We start from the raw sequence: 16,541 nt of genomic DNA, 5'->3' as shown, positions 1-16,541 counted from the left end.
GCGACAAATCAGAATCCCACATAATTCTTCTTGGCTACGCGGCGCGCAATCTTGCCGGAGGACGTGCGGTTGATTTCGCCAGGTGCCTTCCACACGATGTCATCCGGAGTAATGCCATGGTGGGCAGTGACCGCGGTGCGAATGGCCTCGGTTGCCTCGGCATCGCCGGACGGCTGCGCATCATCGGCGCGCTCCACCAGCAGGACGAGGGACTCAGAATCATTGCCTTCCACGGAGAAGGCTGCAACGGAATCCGGGCGAACCTGTGCGGAAGCTGCTTGCACCGTGCCCTCAATATCCTGCGGATAATGGTTGCGCCCAGCAATAACGATGAGATCCTTCAGGCGGCCGGTGATATAAAGTTCCCCGTCCACGATGGTTGCCAAGTCTCCGGTGGCCATCCAATAATCGTCTTCCGGCAGGCCATCCTGCAGGCGCTCACCCAGCGTATTGCGGAAGGTCGCAGCAGTTTCCTCTGGGCGGTTGAGGTAGCCAGAAGCCATATTGGGACCGTGGACCCAGATTTCTCCGATAACGCCGTCCTTTACCTCGGCGCGAGTTTCCGGATCCACAATGGCGAGGTGCTGATGCGGCACGCACTGTCCATTGGAGGCGTAGGCAACGGTGTCTTCGGATTTATCCTCAATGACGGCGCGACCTGCGGCTAGCTCCGCGCGGTTAAAGTGCGCGATGACCGGGCGCTTGTCAGTTTGCGGGGTAGACACAATAAGCGCCGCCTCTGCCAGACCGTAGGCCGGGCGCAGTACGGAACGGTCCACGCTGAAGGCATCGAGGAAGGAGTCCACGGCCGATTCCGTCACCGGCTCGGAACCAATAATGATGCCGTCCACGTGGGAGAAATCCGCGTCCTTGGCGTGGCGCGCGGCAAGTTCCAAGGCAAAGTTCGGGATAGCGGTATAGGTGGCCTGTTTGCCGGCCGTCACGCGCCGGACCCAGCGATCCGGGTGCTGGATGAAATCGCGCGGGGTCATCATCTCGAAGTCGAGGCCCAGGATGGTGACAAATACGGCCAAGATGATGCCCATATCGTGGTGCATCGGCAGCCAAGAAACGATGCGGGCCGGCATCTGCAGCTGCAGGGCCTGGAAAATCTGCGCCACGTTGGTGATAATCGCGCGATTGGTGAGCTCCACGCCGGCCGGGGTACGGGTGGAACCGGAGGTGTACTGCAGGAACGCAGTATCCTCTGCGGTTCCCTCCACGGGAGTCCAGGAGGAAGCCAAAGAATCCGGCAGGACATCAAGGGAAATGATGCGCGGGCGCTCACGCTGAGCGGAAAAGTACGTGCGCACGGCCGCCGCCGATACGCGGTTAGTCACCACGATGGACGGGTCACAGTCACCAAATACGGCCTTGAGGTGGTCCGAGTGCCCCGGTTCGTTGGGGTCATACAGCGGAATCGGCACCATGCCCGCATAAAGAGCACCCAAGAAGCCGAAGACGTATTCCGGCGAATTACCAGCCAAGATGGCCACGCGGGTACCGGGCTCTGCCACCTGCTGCAGGCGCGCCGCCACCACCTTGATGCGGTTATTGACCTGTGCGCGGGTAAGCTCCCGGCAGGTTTCTTCCTCACCGTAGATCCACTGGCGCATGACCACGCGGTCTGGGTCGGTTTCCGCTTGGAAGAGCTTCTCTGCCAACTGGGCCAAGGTGAACTCGGGCGCTAAGAACTGCCCCATCTGCGCTTTTAGATCCATCGATTCTCCTTAGGTAAATGGTTTCGTTAATAAAACTATCGGAGTTGGGGGAATGGTTGTTACGCGGCGTCGATAAGCTGGCGGGCCCAGCCCACTACCCACTGGTTGGCAGTCGTGCCATCGATAACGCCACTATTGGAGGCGTACTGCGCATGCACGCCATTCGCGGCAATCAAACCCTGCGCGCGCTCTAGTGCATTGGTGACGTTTGGCGGGGCATCACACACCGAATCATTGGGCGCGCAAATTTGGAAGGTGCGATCCGCGAGGCTACCGAACCCATTCTGGCGCGCACCACGCATGGAGGCACCCGGCACAATGGGCTGAACCAATCCGGATACCGGCTGCAGCGCAATTTCAGCGCCGACGCCGCCCACCTTGCGGCCTGGGTTTTGCCCGACGCCATTTTGGCGGCGGCCATCTGCGATAAGGGCCACGCCTGCGATGGATTCCGCCGGAACCACGCCCTGGCCGCCACCAATCTCATCGGCAACGTCGCCGGCAATCACCGCGCCCTGAGAAAAGCCGCTCAGAATGAACTTGGTAGCTGGGCAGCTTTGATGAACGCTACGCAGCTCGTCATTCATCTTGCCGGTTCCCTCATTGCGGGAATCGTCGTAGCTCATTTCGTGCTGCGCATTAATGTTTTTAAATTGCGCGGTATAGGGAAGGGTCCAGACCTTCACGTCGTCCCCGTAGGCCTCCTGCAACGGCTTCGTAATAGACAGCATGAACGAGCGCGGGTTGGCAGAAGGATTAATGGGGTCGTCGTCAGCCGCGGACTCCCAAGTACCCGGGGCAGAAATGAACTCAACACGGGGGCACCACTCGGGCTGCTGCGGTTGCGGCGGCGCTGCCTGCTCCGTGGTGTGCGGAGCAGGGGAATCGGTGCCTTGGTTGAGGTAACGCGACGCGCCCACGCCGATGACAGCTAAAACGACGAGGGCCGCGACGACGGTAATAGTTTTTCGCATGGATTAGTTGTACCAGCTAAACCTAGCAAATCCCTGAACGCGCGGAATCCTTGATGAGCTGGGAAAGCTCCTCAAAACTCTGCGTGGTGCGCTGCTGCTCGATGAGCTGGCCGGCAACCGCAGAAATGGTGACCTCATTCTCGTCACAGGCCGCTTTGCCGGCTCCTAGGAGCTGATCCTCTACTCCATCGACGTTTACGCCGGCGTCCTTGAGCTTGTCCAAGTACTTGGCGTCCGGTTCCGGCACCTCAGCGGACGGGATTTCAGAGATCTCGCGCGCACCGCGATCTTCTTGCGACTTAGAGGTGGCACTCTCCGAAGAAGAAGGGGCATCGGACTCCCGCTCGAGGGGCGCGACCTCGGTCTCTTGCGGCGGTTCGCTATCCACCGTGGCGGAATCGCAGCCCGCAAGACCCAAGCACAGCGCCGCGCCCACAACTACTAGCTTGCGCATAGCTACTTCTTCTCGGTCCGAACCTGGCCGAGGACCTCGCTGATCTTGCCGTGCTGGAATTCCTGGCTCAGGCCGCCAGCGGCAATCTCGGAGTAGTCAGAAGTAGGCCAGCCGAACTCGCCCTGCTCCCAGCCAGCCTGGCCCCAGCGGTCCATGATCTTGCTCTTCAAAATGTAGTGCGCGCCAGTCTTCGGGGACCAGTAGATGCTGCCCTTCTCAAAGGTCTGGAAGAAGCCGCCATCGACGGCGTTCTCACCGGACGTCGGGAAGCCGAGCGCAGATTCAGCGCCGCCCATGTCCTTGTACTTAGCGCCGATAGCACCGTGGACTACCTGGTTGGAGCCATCCGGGTTACGGGTAAGGACGCCATCCTGGAATTCCTGCATGTAACCCTCGCCGACCTTCTTAACCGAGCCGGTCGGGTACTTCAGGTCGCCCTTTTCGTAGCCGTTTTTGCCCCAGGCCTGGAACATATCGCCGGTAATCTCCCAAGCACCGGTCTCCGGGGACCAGTAGATGGAGCCGTGCTCGAAGTGCACGAAGCGACCCTTGCCGTCCGGGGTCTTAGTCTCGCCGGTCTTAGGGAAGCCCAGCCAGGAGGTAGGTCCGCCGATTTCGGCGTAGCGGGCACCAATGCGGCCGAAGAGGGCGTGCGCACCGGTATCCGGGGACCAGTAAGCGGTACCGGACTCGAAGTCCTGGGCCTTGCCCTTCTTGGCGACGTCGTACTCGTTATTCAAGCAAGAGCCAATGACGCCGCTCTTGGTTTCCTTGGCGATGGCACCAATGGCCTCACAGTCCGCACCGCGATCAGCCTTGTCCATCTCGAGGGCATCTGCGATGTAGGGCCATGCCTGCTGCATCTCAAACTGCCAGTATTCCCAGCTGTGCACGCCGGATGGGCGGAACTTAATCACTGGGTTAATCTTGGCGCGCTTTGCGTAGTCCACATAGGTCTGGGTGGACATGCGGGAAATGACCTCCAAGCCCATACCGGCAAGGTTGGCCTGACCCTTGGCTACGGAGTTGGCGTTACCAAAGTCATCCTTGCCCGAACCTGCAGAGACATACACCTTCATGTCCTTCAGGTTTTCAATGCCCAGCTTCGGATCGTGGTCGATCCAGTTTTGGGAACCTGGCTCGCCCCACATCTTGCGGGAATCATAGCCGCCGGCATCTCGTTGCGCCGCCATGATGGCTTCCGGCATGCCGCGTGTAGTGGTGTCCAGGTAGCCGGAGAAGGAGCCTACGAAGTTAAACAGGTGCGGGTTACGCTCAGCCAAGTTCATCGCGGCGGTGCCGCCCATGGACAGGCCGGTGACCGCACGCTTGTGGTTCGAGCGGTACTCATTGTCCAAGATGGGGATCAATTCCTTGGTCAGGAAGGTCTCCCACATGTAGCGCTTACCGCGGTCTGCCTGCTCCCAGTCCGAGTAGAAGGAAGACTCGCCGCCTACCGGCATAACTAGGTTGACGTTACGGTCAGCGTACTGGTTCAAAATATTGGTCTCGATGGTCCAGCCGGACTCATCATCACGCGCACGCAGGCCGTCGAGTGCCCATACCTCTGGGAACTTCTTTTCTGGGTGGGAATACCAGTCACGAGCAAGCTGGATTTGTACCTTCTGCTCTTTGTCCGGCATAGCCGCGGACTTGATGTAGACCATCAGGTGGCGGTTGGTCAGGTACTCCACACGGTTGATCTTGACGCCCTCCGGCAGGCCCTTAACATCCGGGTATTCGGTGTTCAGCGGGGTGCGGGCGGGCGGATCCTTCGGTGCGAAGTGATCGGACAGGCTGGAATCGCCGCCGATTGCGGAAGAGAGATCGCCTACGGAAGATTGTGCGGTGGCGTTTGGCAGCAGAGCCAAACCCACGGCAATAGCGGTAGGTACTGCGGCCACTGCAAGGCCCTTGCGAGCTTTGCTCGGGGAAGTGCTTTTGCGCATAGGTAAACGTCCTTGAAGATTTGCCGCGGTACCTTCCGAGGGTTCCCCTCCCCCGGACCGATGCCTGCGGCGTGAGCTGTCTATCGTGTGCTCAAGTTTAAGTTGAACTTGAGACTTACGCTAGACTGACACGCCGCTACATTGCCGGGGAGTTACCCGGGTTATCCTGTCCGCTGACGCGGTACAGGTGCTCGTTAACAAACTCGCCGACGCCCCAGCGCGCCAGCTCACGGCCGTAGCCGGAGCGGTTCACGCCACCGAATGGCAGGCCTGCTGCGGTTACCGACGCCTCGTTGACAAACGTCATGCCATCGTTGAGCTGGTTTGCCACCTCGAACGCGGCATCCAGGTCGGTGCCCCACACGGAACTGGACAGACCATACTCCGAGTTATTGGCAATCTCGATAGCTTCTTCAACGTCCTTGGCCTTGTAGACAATGGCCACAGGGCCGAAGATCTCGTTGCAGCCAACGTCGGTGGATGAGTCGACGTCGGTAAGCAGCGCAGGCTCCATGTAGGCGCCCTCGCGGTCAATCTTCTTGCCGCCTACGCGGATCTTGGCGTCGCCGTTGGCCGCAGCCTTTTCCAGGCGCTCCACAATCTCATCGCGAGCACCAATGGAGGACAGCGGACCAATGTCGGCATTCTCGTCGTCATACGTGCCAACCTTCATGTCCCCAATCTTCTTCTCCAGGTACTCCACGGTGCGGTCGTAGAAGTCCTCCAGAACAATGAGGCGCTTTGGCGCGTTGCAGGCCTGGCCGGTGTTGTACATGCGGATCAGGTTGTACTGATCCAGTACCCACTCCAGGTTCTCGTCATCAATAACCAGGAACGGGTCGTTGCCGCCCAGCTCCAGTACGGACTTCTTGTAATTTTCACCGGCGGTCTTGGCCACGGCAGAGCCTGCAGCCTCCGAACCGGTCAGCGAAACACCCTTGATGCGCTTATCCGCTACAAAGGCATCCATCTGGGAACCGGAAGCGTAGATGTTGATGTACGCGTCCTTCGGTAGACCAGCCTCTTCCAGGATGTCCTGGCACGCCTGGGAAGACAGCGGGCAGATGGAAGCGTGCTTGAGCACAATGGTGTTACCCAGCAGCAAATTAGGCGCCGCGAAGCGGGCTACCTGGTAGTACGGGAAGTTCCACGGCATGATGCCGAGCAACGGGCCGATCGGCTCTTTGCGCACTACGGTCTTGTCGGCATTCTGTGCCGGCAGGTACTCGTCGGCAAGCAGCTCGTGCGCGTGCTCGGAGTAATAACGGTAAATATCGGCAACAATCTGTACCTCGGCCTTGGCCCAACGGGTCAGCTTGCCCATCTCGCGGCCGATATGATCGGCCAATTCATCAATGCGCTCTTCATAAAGGTCAGCTGCGCGGGACAAAACCGCAGCACGCTCCTCGATGCGTGTGCTACGCCATGCATCGTAGGCTGCGGTGGAGCGGTCTAGGATGTCATCGCGCTGCGAATCATCGATACGTTCAAACTGGTCTTCACTCTTGCCTGTGTTTGGGTTCTCAATAGCGAACATGCGCCCCTGTATAGTCCCAACTCACAAACCTTGCAATGTTCCCCTTCTCAGCTTGAGAAATCGCTCCCACGTCAGCTTCCAATGAATATTCCGGGGCGCCAGATGACCTGCAGCTCGGTCCACCTCATAGGTGCCATCCTCAAACATCCAGACAATATCTCCGGTAAACGGGTCCATGATGTATCGCACCCGACCATCCGTCTTCACGTTATGGTGATGCTGACACAAGCTCACCAGATTTCCCACACTGGTAGGCCCTTCGTCGCCGTACTCCACTCGGTGATCCAGTTGACAATAGTGCGCTGGCATTGAACACCCTGGCCACCGGCAGGTCGCGTCCCGCCCCTGCACCCAGGCACGGATTTCTTCTGAGGGGACATACTTTTTGACGTCCTCGGCGGTTAGAGTTCGCACCGCAGAGTCATGTGCTAAGTCCTCCCCCAGATCGCACCATCCCGCGCTAGGAATAAAGACGCGGGAAGGATCCTCGCCAGTGCGATAGGTGTTAATCACCACCTTGGTACTAGTGCGGTTGAAGATCAGACTTTCCAGCGCCTCCGCCTTTGAAACTCCCTCTTGTGCTGCCGCTTTATCAATATGTCTAGAAATTGCCGCCGCAGTGGCCTTATCCGTCTTCAACACGATCGTGGCTTGCCCACCCGAATAGGACACCGACACCGCGCGTTCGATTTGGGCCGACAAATCTGGCTTCAGCAGCCCATCAATGAATCCGCGCAGGAAATTTCGGATTTCCGGTTCCGTCGGCACGTGCTGTCCCGGGTCTTTGGGCGTGAGGAAATCTGCCAAGGCCGCATCAACCAGTTGGATCTGCGCTTCATCCTCGCCGAGGGGGCGCAATTCCACGTCAATAACTTGGAGTCGCGGAAGGTCCAAAATCCAGTGTTCCGTTTGCACTGCGGTAGTAAGCGGCAGTTCGCGCATCCGAAAGTGGGCTTGGATTGCACTTGATACCCGCCACCGCGAAAGACCGAGCCTCTTAGACAATACGGCCAGTGTGCAATCAACGTCGTCTTCTAACTGTGGCAGCACTGCCTGGAACAGTTGCCATGACTGAATTCTTTGCACCATGGCCATGACACACACGGTGTCTTCCATGTCATTGGTAGAAAAATACGCCTGTTTTGGTGGTGCGGTAGCAGTAGTCACGAAAGCTCCCCCTCAAAATAAATTCGCACACCCAATCGAACTGACACCCCTAGATTAGCGCAATGCCGAGACGCCCGCAATAGTTAGACGTATATTTGTTCGATACCCGTCGCAAAAGAAAATCCCCCTTCCATCAGGAAGGAGGATCAGGCCGCGAGAATTACCAGGCGTTCATGACGTTAAGTACCTGTGGCTTAGAGCGGTTGAGCTGGTAGCCGAACTGTTCCCAGTTGTGCAGCCCCTGTGCTGGGTAGTCCACGGTCGGGTTCAGGCCCTGCAAGCGAGCGGCACCCTCCCACACGCGGGTGGTGATATTGGAGCCGACCTCAAGTGCAGCACCGGCGGCTTGGTGCTCTGGCAGATAGTGAGCATCGCCAGCGCCTGGGACACCAGAGGCAGCGGAGATGTAAAGGTTGGTATTGCGCAACTGCGGAATAAGCAGCAGCGGATCGTTCTGGAAACGCTTCGGATTAAATAGCGATCCGTACATTGCATTGATATTAAAGCCGCCTGCATCCAACATAGCTAGACGCATGAATGTCTGTGCACCGGGGACAGTTGTAGTCAAGAAGCCAGAGAAGGACAACGCCTGACGGAACTGGTTCGGGTGCTTAGCAGCCAGGGTCAGGGCGGCACCGGCACCCATGGACAGGCCAGCAATGGAGTTATTGTTGCGGGCAACACCGAAGTTGCGCTCCAAGTAGCCAGGAAGCTCGCTGGTCAGGAAGGTCTCCCACTTGTAGTTGACCGGATTTTCTAGGTCGTAGGTAGCAGGACCCTGCCAGTCAGCGTAGAAGGAAGCAGCACCGCCCACGGGCATAGCGAGGGTAATGTTGTGCGGCTCGTAGGTCTTGGCAGCATTAACGTCATTTACCCATGCGTTAGTGCGCTCGGTAGCACGCAGGCCATCTAGCAGGTAGAGGGCAGCATTGCCGCCGCGCTTTGCCGGCTGAACCTGCACCGGGATGGTGCGGCCCATAGCCTGGGACCATACGTCGCAACGCTGGACCCACCAGCCAACCTTGTCCCACTCACACGTACCAGTGGCGTCACGGCGCAGCCAGTCGCGGTTGGCTGCCTCTGCCGGCTGGGACCCCGCCACGACGGCCAGGCCCAAAGCTACGGCAACTGCCATGATGACTGAAAGGACGCGACCCTTGATGGATGCAGTCATCTTTCTCCTTCAAACTACTCGGTGATTGTCACTAAGTTCTATCGTCCGGAACCTGTATACCGTTAACGTCACGGATCGATAACAATGTCACAGAATAGTGTAACTTAGGTTCCCCCTAAAGTCTGCATTTAAAGGGATTAATGCAGGTAGTCAGAGGGATTAGAAGAAAAAGTGAGGGTCCGGCCATCGGTCAGGGAGAATTTAATATTTTTCCAGAAACGGTCCCAAGTTAGGGGTTCCCTGTATGTGGCGAAGAGTTTCTGAAAATCGGCGTCGGCAAGCGCGGCGCGAGCCTTGGCCGCCTCGTACTTATCAATCCACGCCGGGATCTCGTCGATATCGGCCGCGGAATCTGCCACCTGCCACGACATATCCAAGCTCTTGTCGTGCCCAATGCGCCCGCCCACGATGCGCGGCTGGCGCGCCGCCAAAGGGTTGCTGAGGCCAATATTGTCCAGCACGCGAATATCCAGCGGCGCATTCATGGAAGACAGGCCCAAATTGAGCAGGTAAACGGTCGGCGGATCGGTGCGCGAAGGGTCCGCAGGCGTGGCCGTCCACGAGAACCTATCTTCGCCCTTGATATAGCGGAAGGTCATGGCGTCGCCGGCCTCTAGCTCGTCGATGCCCTCCTGGTAGTCCTCCATAAACTTGGCGCCGAGGAACTCTTCAGCGCGCATGGGCGGATCCTGGCGCTGGGTGGCATAGGTCCAGAAATCGCGCTCGTCCACGATGGAAATCTCATCCGCATAGATGCTGCGATCCACCGGATGTCCGCGTAGAACGATAACCAGCGCCCACACCGCGCAGAGGACGGAGACGATCCACATGCGTACGCTAACGACAAAGATCGGAAGCAGAAACGCAAAGAGCGGCAGCAGCAGCATGCGGCCGTGCATAAAATCTCCGCCCACGCGCAGGACGTAAAGCGTATGGATGAGCGCCGCGCCCACAAAAAGATACGTGGCAGTGGCGGTGGATCGCAGAGCCGTGGGGCGCAGGTCCGCCTTCCACAGACCCGCAATGGCAAGCACGATGAGCGGCAGGAAGAGCCAGTACGGCCCGGCAAAGTCCGCCAGGTAGGTAAAGCCCTTGCCCCATTCGGAACCGGCCGCGGACTTGGCCACGGCTGTGTGCGGGGTCAGCAGGCCGTAGTAGCCCATGCGGAAAATCTCATAGGCCAACGGCAGGGGCACTGCGACGGCAAGAATTTTCCACCAGCGGTGGGATACGAGCAGCACGATTCCCACCAGGCCGCCGTACAGGGCGAGCTCTGGGCGCACCAGCCAGGACAGCCCGGCCCAGAAGGCGAGCCAATAGGCGTCGCTATTGCTCCCGGAGTGGCGGCGCGGGCGCGACCACCGCAGCAACAGCCACCACAGCACCGCAAGGTAGAAGATGCACAGTCCCCATTCCAGGCCGGAGGTAAAGAAGTCGCGGGCCGGTGGCAAGGCCAAATACACAAGTGCGCCGGCCGGAAGGACCGCTCCAGAGCGCATGCTTGCCGACGCCCCCGTGCCCACAACCATCGCCGCTACCGCCAAGAAGAGGCCCAGGTAAATGGCGATGCCTTCCAGATTTGCGTGGGTTACCCAGCGCACAAGGAAGATGAGGTACTGCCACAGCGTGGAGGTATTGGCCTCCACGCGCTCGCCCATATTGAACACGGGCCCGTTTCCGGCTTCGAGGTTGCGCACGGTGCGCAGGACGATGAGGCCGTCATCGGAAATCCAGCGGCGAGCGAAGCCGCCCCAGAAAGATAAAACACCGATCACAAGAACGACCGCTGGGGTACTCCAGCGGGCGATACTCTTGTGGTCGGTGTTAAGCACGGGGAGAAAGTTTATCAGCCCCGCAGAAAATTTCTATATCGATTCCGCTGTGTCTAGAACAACGGCATGATATAAACCGCCATTGCGATGCAGGCGAGCCAGGCCAAGGCGAGAACCTGCAAAGTGCGGTCCTCCAGTGCAATCTCATCCGGTGCGCCGCCCTGGCCGCGGTCCACATCGGCCGCGTAGCGCAGGATGGCGATAGTAAACGGCACCATGGAAATCTGGTACCACACGCCACCGGTCTGGGCGTCGTTAGCGAGCTCGAAGCCCCACAAGGTGTAGCAGATGACCACCGCGGTGGCGGCTAGGGTCCACACGAAGCGCAGGTAGGTGGGCGTATAGCCCTCCAGGGACTTGCGGATTTTCGCGCCGGTCTGTTCTACCAACAGGATCTCCGAGTAGCGCTTGCCGGAGGCCATAAACAGCGAGCCGAAGGCCGCCACCAGCAGGAACCACTGGGAAAGCTCGATGCCTGCGGCTACGCCACCGGCCATGGTGCGCAGCATGAAGCCGGAGGACACCAGCGCAATATCGATCACCGGCATATGCTTCCAGCCAAAGCAATAGCCCAATTGCAGTGCGATATAAATCGCCATCACGATAGCCAGCTGCGGCCCGGCCGTAGCGAGGAAAGACAGGCCGATGGACAGGCAGATGAGCACCACGGCCATGACATAGGCAAGCTTGATCGGTAGCACGCCCGAGGCAATCGGGCGGAAGCGCTTGGTCGGATGCTCTTGGTCCTCTCGCCAATCCTTCGCATCGTTAATCAGGTAAATGGAGGAAGCGCCGAGACAGAAGACGACGAAGGCCAAAAGGACGTCGAGAAGCACGCGGCCATGGAACAGTGCATCGGCACCGGCCGCGGCGGGGGCGGCTAGCACCAGAACGTTTTTGACCCACTGCTTGGGGCGCAGGGCCTTAATCATGCCATCGACAAGATTCTTCGGCGGCTTACGCTTGCGGCCGGTATCTACGCCAGAGGTGTGCGGCTCCGAATGGAAAAAGTGCTGGTTTCCATCATCACTCATGCTTCATTCCTTTCATCACGACCTCCGCGGTAGCAGCGCCGATGGCCGCACCCACGGCCGTATCTGTTGGGTAGTGCACTCCGAGCACCATACGCGATGCCATCATTACCGGCACGCCGAGAAGGGGCGCCTTGCGGCCGGTAAGGCGAGCTACCGCCACCAGGAATGCGGTGGTCGAAGTAGCGTGCGAGCTGGGAAAGGAGAGCTTGGAGGGCGTTTTTACACCCACGCGCACGTAGGGATAATCCGGGCGCTTGCGGCGCACGATGCGCTTGAGCACCACGCTGGCGGCGTGCGCTAGAAAGGCGGCGGCTCCAACACGGATCCAGCCTTCGCGGCGGCGCTTGTCGATGCCCGCCCCTACCGCAGCGCTGCCCATCCAGCCCAAGGCATGCTCGCCCCAGTGGCTAAGCCCGCGGGCAGTGGGAAGCACACCGGGCACGTCGAAGGCCGCACCCTGGATGGATTCGAGGACGCGCGATTCTGCTACGGAAAGCTTATTGGGCATCGAAGACCTTCTTCCAGGACTCGCGCGAAGTCAGCTCCGGCTGTGCCGCGCGGTATTCGGCGCGCAGGTCGTCGAAGTTCTCCTCGATTTCCTTCAGCAGCTCGCGGGTCTGGGTCACGAGGTCCTTGGCTAGGTCGCGATCACGCTTGCGAAAGGCGACGCCGGTGCCACCCGCGGTGGAGACGGTGGCCGAATCTACGCGGGACAAGGTGAACCAGCGGGCCTCGTCCGGGGTGAGGTTGAGCTGCGGCGCCTCATGGTGCGCAGCGTCTTCCTTACTGACGAGGTGCTTGAGGCCCTTGATGGCCCACGGGATCTTCTTAATCTTGGCCAGGCGGCCGCCGATATTGCGGGTGGGAACGCCCGGCGCGCCGGTGGGAGCCGGCAGCTCATCGGCGGATTCCAGGATCACGGCATCGGAGTAGTTCTTGCGGATCTGCGCGATGCGCGGCAGCGAAGACTCCAAGATGTCGAAGAGATGGTCCGGTCCGGCCAGGAAGTCTCGCATGGCCTCAATCTGGATGGCCATGGTGGAATATTCCATGCACATGGTGTGCTTGAGGGTGGACTTAAAGATGGACTTGGTAATGCCCTTGGCCGGTCCCTCGTGGTACATCGCGGCAACGATGAGGCGGTTGCGCAGGTGGAAGTAGGCCTGCCAGTCAATGGCATCGTCCTTGTCGGCCCAGGCCATGTGCCAGATAGCGGCGCCCGGCCAGGTCACCGTGGGGAATCCGTTGCGCGCTGCGCGCAGGGAGTACTCGGTATCGTCCCACTTGATAAACAGCGGGAGCGGCTGGCCGTTGGTTTCTGCCACGATGCGCGGGAAGAGGCACATCCACCAGCCGTTGTACTCCACGTCGACGCGGCGGTGCAGCGCGCGGGAATCGTACTTCTTGGGATCCAGGTGGGTTTCGCGGGTGCCGATGGCGCGCAGCGGGTACTTGGCAAAGTCGTGGTCGTAGACGGCGTGCGGCGCCGCGCCCCACATGAAATCGGCACGGTTAACCTGCTCGCCGGTGGTGCGCAGCTGGGAGCGCTCCTGCAGATTGAGCATCTGGCCGCCGACGATGATGGGCTTGGCCGCGTAGCGGGCCGCTTGAACCGCGCGCAGCACGGAGTCCGGCTCGATGGCGATATCATCGTCCATGTACAGGATGAAGGGCGATTCGGTATTTTCCAGCGCCTCGTACATGATGCGGGAGTAGCCGCCGGAGCCGCCCAGGTTGCCCTGGCGGAACTCGCGGAAGCGCTCGCCAAAGTGGGCCACTGCCTCGTCGTAACCCGGCTCATCGGCGGGGTGTTGGTTGCCTTGATCCGGCATGAGGACGAAGTCGATGATCTCATCTACCACCGGGTCCTCAGCCAGTGCCTTGAGCGCTGCCACGGCATCGGTCGGGCGGTTAAAGGTGGGAATGCCAACCGCCACGCGTTTGTCCTGCGCCGGCTGCTCGGTGCCGTCCGGCAGCAGCTGTGGGCCAGGGGCGTGGGGGGAGCACCAGGCGGCGTCGGCAAGCGTGGTTTCCTGCTCGGCGGTGATATCGAACCACAGCCAGCCGCCATCCTCGAAGTTTTTAAGCGGCAGCTCAAACTCGTGGTGGCCGGTGCCTACCAGGTGGTTGGCCACGGAAATGCGCTGGCCATCCTGCTTGGAGCGGTAGAGGGAAATATTTGCTTGACCCTCAATGTCCAGGCTGAGGATTACGGAACGCAGCTGGGACCAGCGGCGCCAGTAGGAGGCTGGGAAGGCGTTGAAGTAGGTTTCAAAAGATGCTTCCTCGCCGGCCGGGATGGTGACGGAGGTGCGGTTAAACCAGCTGAGGCGTTCGCGGTTTTGCTCGGCTTCGATGAGGTAGAGCATCCGCACATCAAAGGGCTCGCCGCGCTTAGGCAGCAGGATGCGCTGCAGGGGCTCATGGGCCTGGGTGTTGTTGGCAGTCACGATAGCTTCGATTCTCCAAACGGTATAAACAGTAGTCAGCGATTTAGCGTAGTTGCTTTTGCATAAGTACTACGGTTTACACGCGGAGCCCGTATTATGGAACATCATGAGATGGGTTCCTTGCGCGGCGGCAGTAGGTCTTCTCGCTGTAGCCAGCGCACCCACCGCCCTCGCCGAGGAAAAGCCCGCGGTGGAGTTTCTGGACCACGCCCAAATCCTCAGCAATTCGGACGAAGAGGCCATCAAATCGCAAGCCCAGTCCATGCATTTGCCGGATTCTGTGCACGAGGTCGTCTACGCTACGTATCCGAATTCGGGCGAGGAATTTTCCCGCACTCTATTCCATGACTTGGAACGCGAGCATCCACATTTCATCAATGAAAGTGGGCTACAGAAAAATGTGCTCGCCATCGCGGTAGGTTTTGAGCCCAATAGTATGGCCGTGCACTGCGGCACAGAGGTGTGCCAGGACATCAAGATTTATGACGAGGGCCGCGTGGACGGCATCTTGGACCAAATGCGGCCGGCGCTGGCGGACGATGACTATACCGTCGGCATGATCCTGGCGACGCGCGCCGCCGCGGATACCACCGTGCACCGGCAATCTATGCAGGATGTGCCCACGTGGTCCGTATTCATCGCAGCGACTATGGTGCTCGTAGTTCTGGGCGCGGTTGGCCTCATTACCTACTTGTTCATCCGCCGCGCCCGGGTGCGCAAGCGCTTCGATTATATTAAGGGCGCTCGCGACGGGGCTGAGGAACTCATCAAGCACACGGAGGCACGGATTGACGCCCTGCATTCCCCCTTGGCTGGCGACTACCTGAAGGTGCAGTGGCGCTCCTTGGTCAACCAGTACACTGATGCGCGGCCGACGCTCAAGGCGCTGGAGAACATCCAGGACTATTCCCTGCACGCTGCCTCCATCAAGGAGGCATACAAAGCACTCAAGCAGATCAATACCGCGGCAGCACAGATAGATTCCTTGGAAGATTTCTGCGACGGCGATACAGCGGTGCGCGCGGGCGAGGTGCAATGGCTGCTTGGCGACGCCCAAGCGGCCCTCTCCCGCCAGCCCGACAACGCCAGCTTGCGCCAGATAACGCAGCGCATCAATGACCTGTCCCAGGAACTGTCGCGGGAAGACTTCGACTCCGCCTTCGCTCGCGTCCTCGAGGACTACCACCCCATGGTGGGCGCGCTGCCAGAACGGCTATATCCGCAGCGCGACCGCAAAACTCCCCCACTTTTGGGCACGCCGGAATGGCGCCCCGGTATGGGCACGCACTACATGCCCTATAGGTTTGCGGGCTTCTGGGTGGCTAATAATAACGTCTCCTCCCAGCTGCCCAACCCGTATCGCTTCTAGGCGTTGACCGGCTCAGTCACCGGATCGATGCCCAGCTTATTGAGCATGTAGAGCACGCGGGCTTCGAGGTCATCGGCCAATTCGCGCGCCTCCTCCACGGTATCCGCAGCAGGAATATCCCAAATCTTGATGTCCTTACCCGCCTCATCGCGCTCGATCTCGCGGCCCAAGAACACGATGTAATCCGGCATCGCTACCGTGCGCACCTCGTCGAGGTACTTATTCGGGGCCTCGCCCATGCCGCGCTCGTTCATGACGTGGGCAAGGTGGCCTTCCGTTTCGTTTTCTGGGTGAGCAACGGCGGTATCTACAAAGAGGGCCTCGCCGGCGTGCTTGCGGGTTAGTTCCGCTGCAGCTTGGGCCAGCGCATTATTGGTACCGGCAGCAAAGCGAACGTGCAGGCGGTGAGCACCGAAGTAGTCGCGCACCTCACGCTCCACCAAAAGCGGCACGAATTCATCGAGCTCCGCCTTCTTGGTGTGCTTGGCAATAACCTCATCGAGCTTGGCATCGATTTCCGCGGCCGTGTATTCGTGGCCGTAGTTCTCGTGCAGATCCTGGCGCAGGGTTTCAAACTGGTTCATTGTTATCCCCTTTCTCGGATTATTGTCCCGTCTGCTAATTGTTAACCTGCCGTTAACTTTAATGGTTAACGTTGGGTTAAGTCAAACGGTTGGGAATAACCCAATAGTTTTCTGCACCAAAAAGCGGAAAGGCCCGCCGGGAGTTCCGGCAGGCCTTCTTGGACTGTTCTTTCTTTTTATCGGGAATGCGCGATGCGCGGCTACGCAATTTCAGATGCTCCTGCAGCCGCTCCGGCGACATTTTCCACATGCGGCGGTCAGCCATGCCGTCACCTCCTTTCCTCAGAGGTGATCAA

At 59.6% G+C, this 16,541-nt stretch carries 14 protein-coding genes; 1 reads left to right on the top strand and 13 read right to left on the bottom strand.

Annotated elements, in window-relative coordinates:
* Positions 1–8 precede the first annotated feature (8 nt).
* The 11 genes from CORTU0001_RS02245 to CORTU0001_RS02195 form a co-directional block, all read right to left on the bottom strand.
* Positions 9–1,721: a FadD32-like long-chain-fatty-acid--AMP ligase gene (locus CORTU0001_RS02245; RefSeq protein WP_005327068.1), complete on the bottom strand. Its 1,713-nt coding sequence runs from the start codon at positions 1,719–1,721 to the stop codon at positions 9–11.
* Positions 1,722–1,780: 59 nt separating this feature from the next.
* Positions 1,781–2,695, bottom strand: a complete 915-nt coding sequence (locus CORTU0001_RS02240) for a cutinase family protein (protein ID WP_005327066.1) — start codon at positions 2,693–2,695, stop codon at positions 1,781–1,783.
* 22 nt (positions 2,696–2,717) lie between these two features.
* Complete coding sequence (locus CORTU0001_RS02235; protein WP_005327065.1) at positions 2,718–3,149, bottom strand: DUF732 domain-containing protein; 432 nt, start codon at positions 3,147–3,149, stop codon at positions 2,718–2,720.
* Positions 3,150–3,151: 2 nt separating this feature from the next.
* The gene (locus tag CORTU0001_RS02230; RefSeq protein WP_005327063.1) at positions 3,152–5,098 is read right to left on the bottom strand and encodes an alpha/beta hydrolase-fold protein; all 1,947 of its coding nucleotides are present in this window, start codon (positions 5,096–5,098) and stop codon (positions 3,152–3,154) included.
* A gap of 136 nt (positions 5,099–5,234) precedes the next feature.
* Positions 5,235–6,635 carry an NAD-dependent succinate-semialdehyde dehydrogenase gene (locus CORTU0001_RS02225; RefSeq protein ID WP_005327062.1) on the bottom strand — a complete coding sequence of 467 codons (1,401 nt, stop codon included), beginning with the start codon at positions 6,633–6,635 and terminating at the stop codon, positions 5,235–5,237.
* 21 nt (positions 6,636–6,656) lie between these two features.
* Positions 6,657–7,802, bottom strand: coding sequence for an HNH endonuclease signature motif containing protein (locus tag CORTU0001_RS02220; protein WP_005327061.1), 1,146 nt, complete (start codon positions 7,800–7,802; stop codon positions 6,657–6,659).
* Positions 7,803–7,962: 160 nt separating this feature from the next.
* The gene (locus CORTU0001_RS02215) at positions 7,963–8,976 is read right to left on the bottom strand and encodes an alpha/beta hydrolase (RefSeq protein ID WP_005327060.1); all 1,014 of its coding nucleotides are present in this window, start codon (positions 8,974–8,976) and stop codon (positions 7,963–7,965) included.
* 137 nt (positions 8,977–9,113) lie between these two features.
* Positions 9,114–10,808 (bottom strand): arabinofuranosyltransferase AftB family protein, encoded by a 1,695-nt coding sequence (locus CORTU0001_RS02210; RefSeq protein WP_034667983.1) that lies wholly within the window; start codon positions 10,806–10,808, stop codon positions 9,114–9,116.
* A gap of 53 nt (positions 10,809–10,861) precedes the next feature.
* Positions 10,862–11,842, bottom strand: a complete 981-nt coding sequence (locus CORTU0001_RS02205) for a decaprenyl-phosphate phosphoribosyltransferase (RefSeq protein ID WP_005327057.1) — start codon at positions 11,840–11,842, stop codon at positions 10,862–10,864.
* The gene (locus CORTU0001_RS02200; protein ID WP_005327056.1) at positions 11,835–12,350 is read right to left on the bottom strand and encodes a phosphatase PAP2 family protein; all 516 of its coding nucleotides are present in this window, start codon (positions 12,348–12,350) and stop codon (positions 11,835–11,837) included. Before CORTU0001_RS02200 ends, CORTU0001_RS02205 begins: the two co-directional genes overlap by 8 nt.
* Positions 12,340–14,292 (bottom strand): glycosyltransferase, encoded by a 1,953-nt coding sequence (locus tag CORTU0001_RS02195; protein WP_005327055.1) that lies wholly within the window; start codon positions 14,290–14,292, stop codon positions 12,340–12,342. The genes CORTU0001_RS02200 and CORTU0001_RS02195 overlap by 11 nt, the downstream gene beginning before the upstream one ends.
* A 106-nt stretch (positions 14,293–14,398) precedes the next feature.
* Between CORTU0001_RS02195 and CORTU0001_RS02190 the strand changes: the two genes are divergently transcribed.
* Positions 14,399–15,661 (top strand): TPM domain-containing protein, encoded by a 1,263-nt coding sequence (locus CORTU0001_RS02190; RefSeq protein WP_005327053.1) that lies wholly within the window; start codon positions 14,399–14,401, stop codon positions 15,659–15,661.
* Here the strand turns inward: CORTU0001_RS02190 and CORTU0001_RS02185 are convergent.
* Both CORTU0001_RS02185 and CORTU0001_RS02180 read right to left on the bottom strand, forming a co-directional pair.
* Positions 15,658–16,245 carry a three-helix bundle dimerization domain-containing protein gene (locus CORTU0001_RS02185; protein ID WP_005327051.1) on the bottom strand — a complete coding sequence of 196 codons (588 nt, stop codon included), beginning with the start codon at positions 16,243–16,245 and terminating at the stop codon, positions 15,658–15,660. The two genes, CORTU0001_RS02190 and CORTU0001_RS02185, sit on opposite strands and share 4 nt — an antisense overlap.
* A gap of 76 nt (positions 16,246–16,321) precedes the next feature.
* A complete protein-coding gene (locus tag CORTU0001_RS02180) occupies positions 16,322–16,510 on the bottom strand; it encodes a hypothetical protein (protein WP_005325400.1) in 189 nt (62 codons plus the stop codon).
* Positions 16,511–16,541 lie beyond the last annotated feature (31 nt).

The sequence above is a fragment of the Corynebacterium tuberculostearicum SK141 genome (assembly GCF_000175635.1).
Taxonomy (GTDB): domain Bacteria; phylum Actinomycetota; class Actinomycetes; order Mycobacteriales; family Mycobacteriaceae; genus Corynebacterium; species Corynebacterium tuberculostearicum_C.
This window is presented reverse-complemented; position numbering and strand designations above follow the sequence as displayed.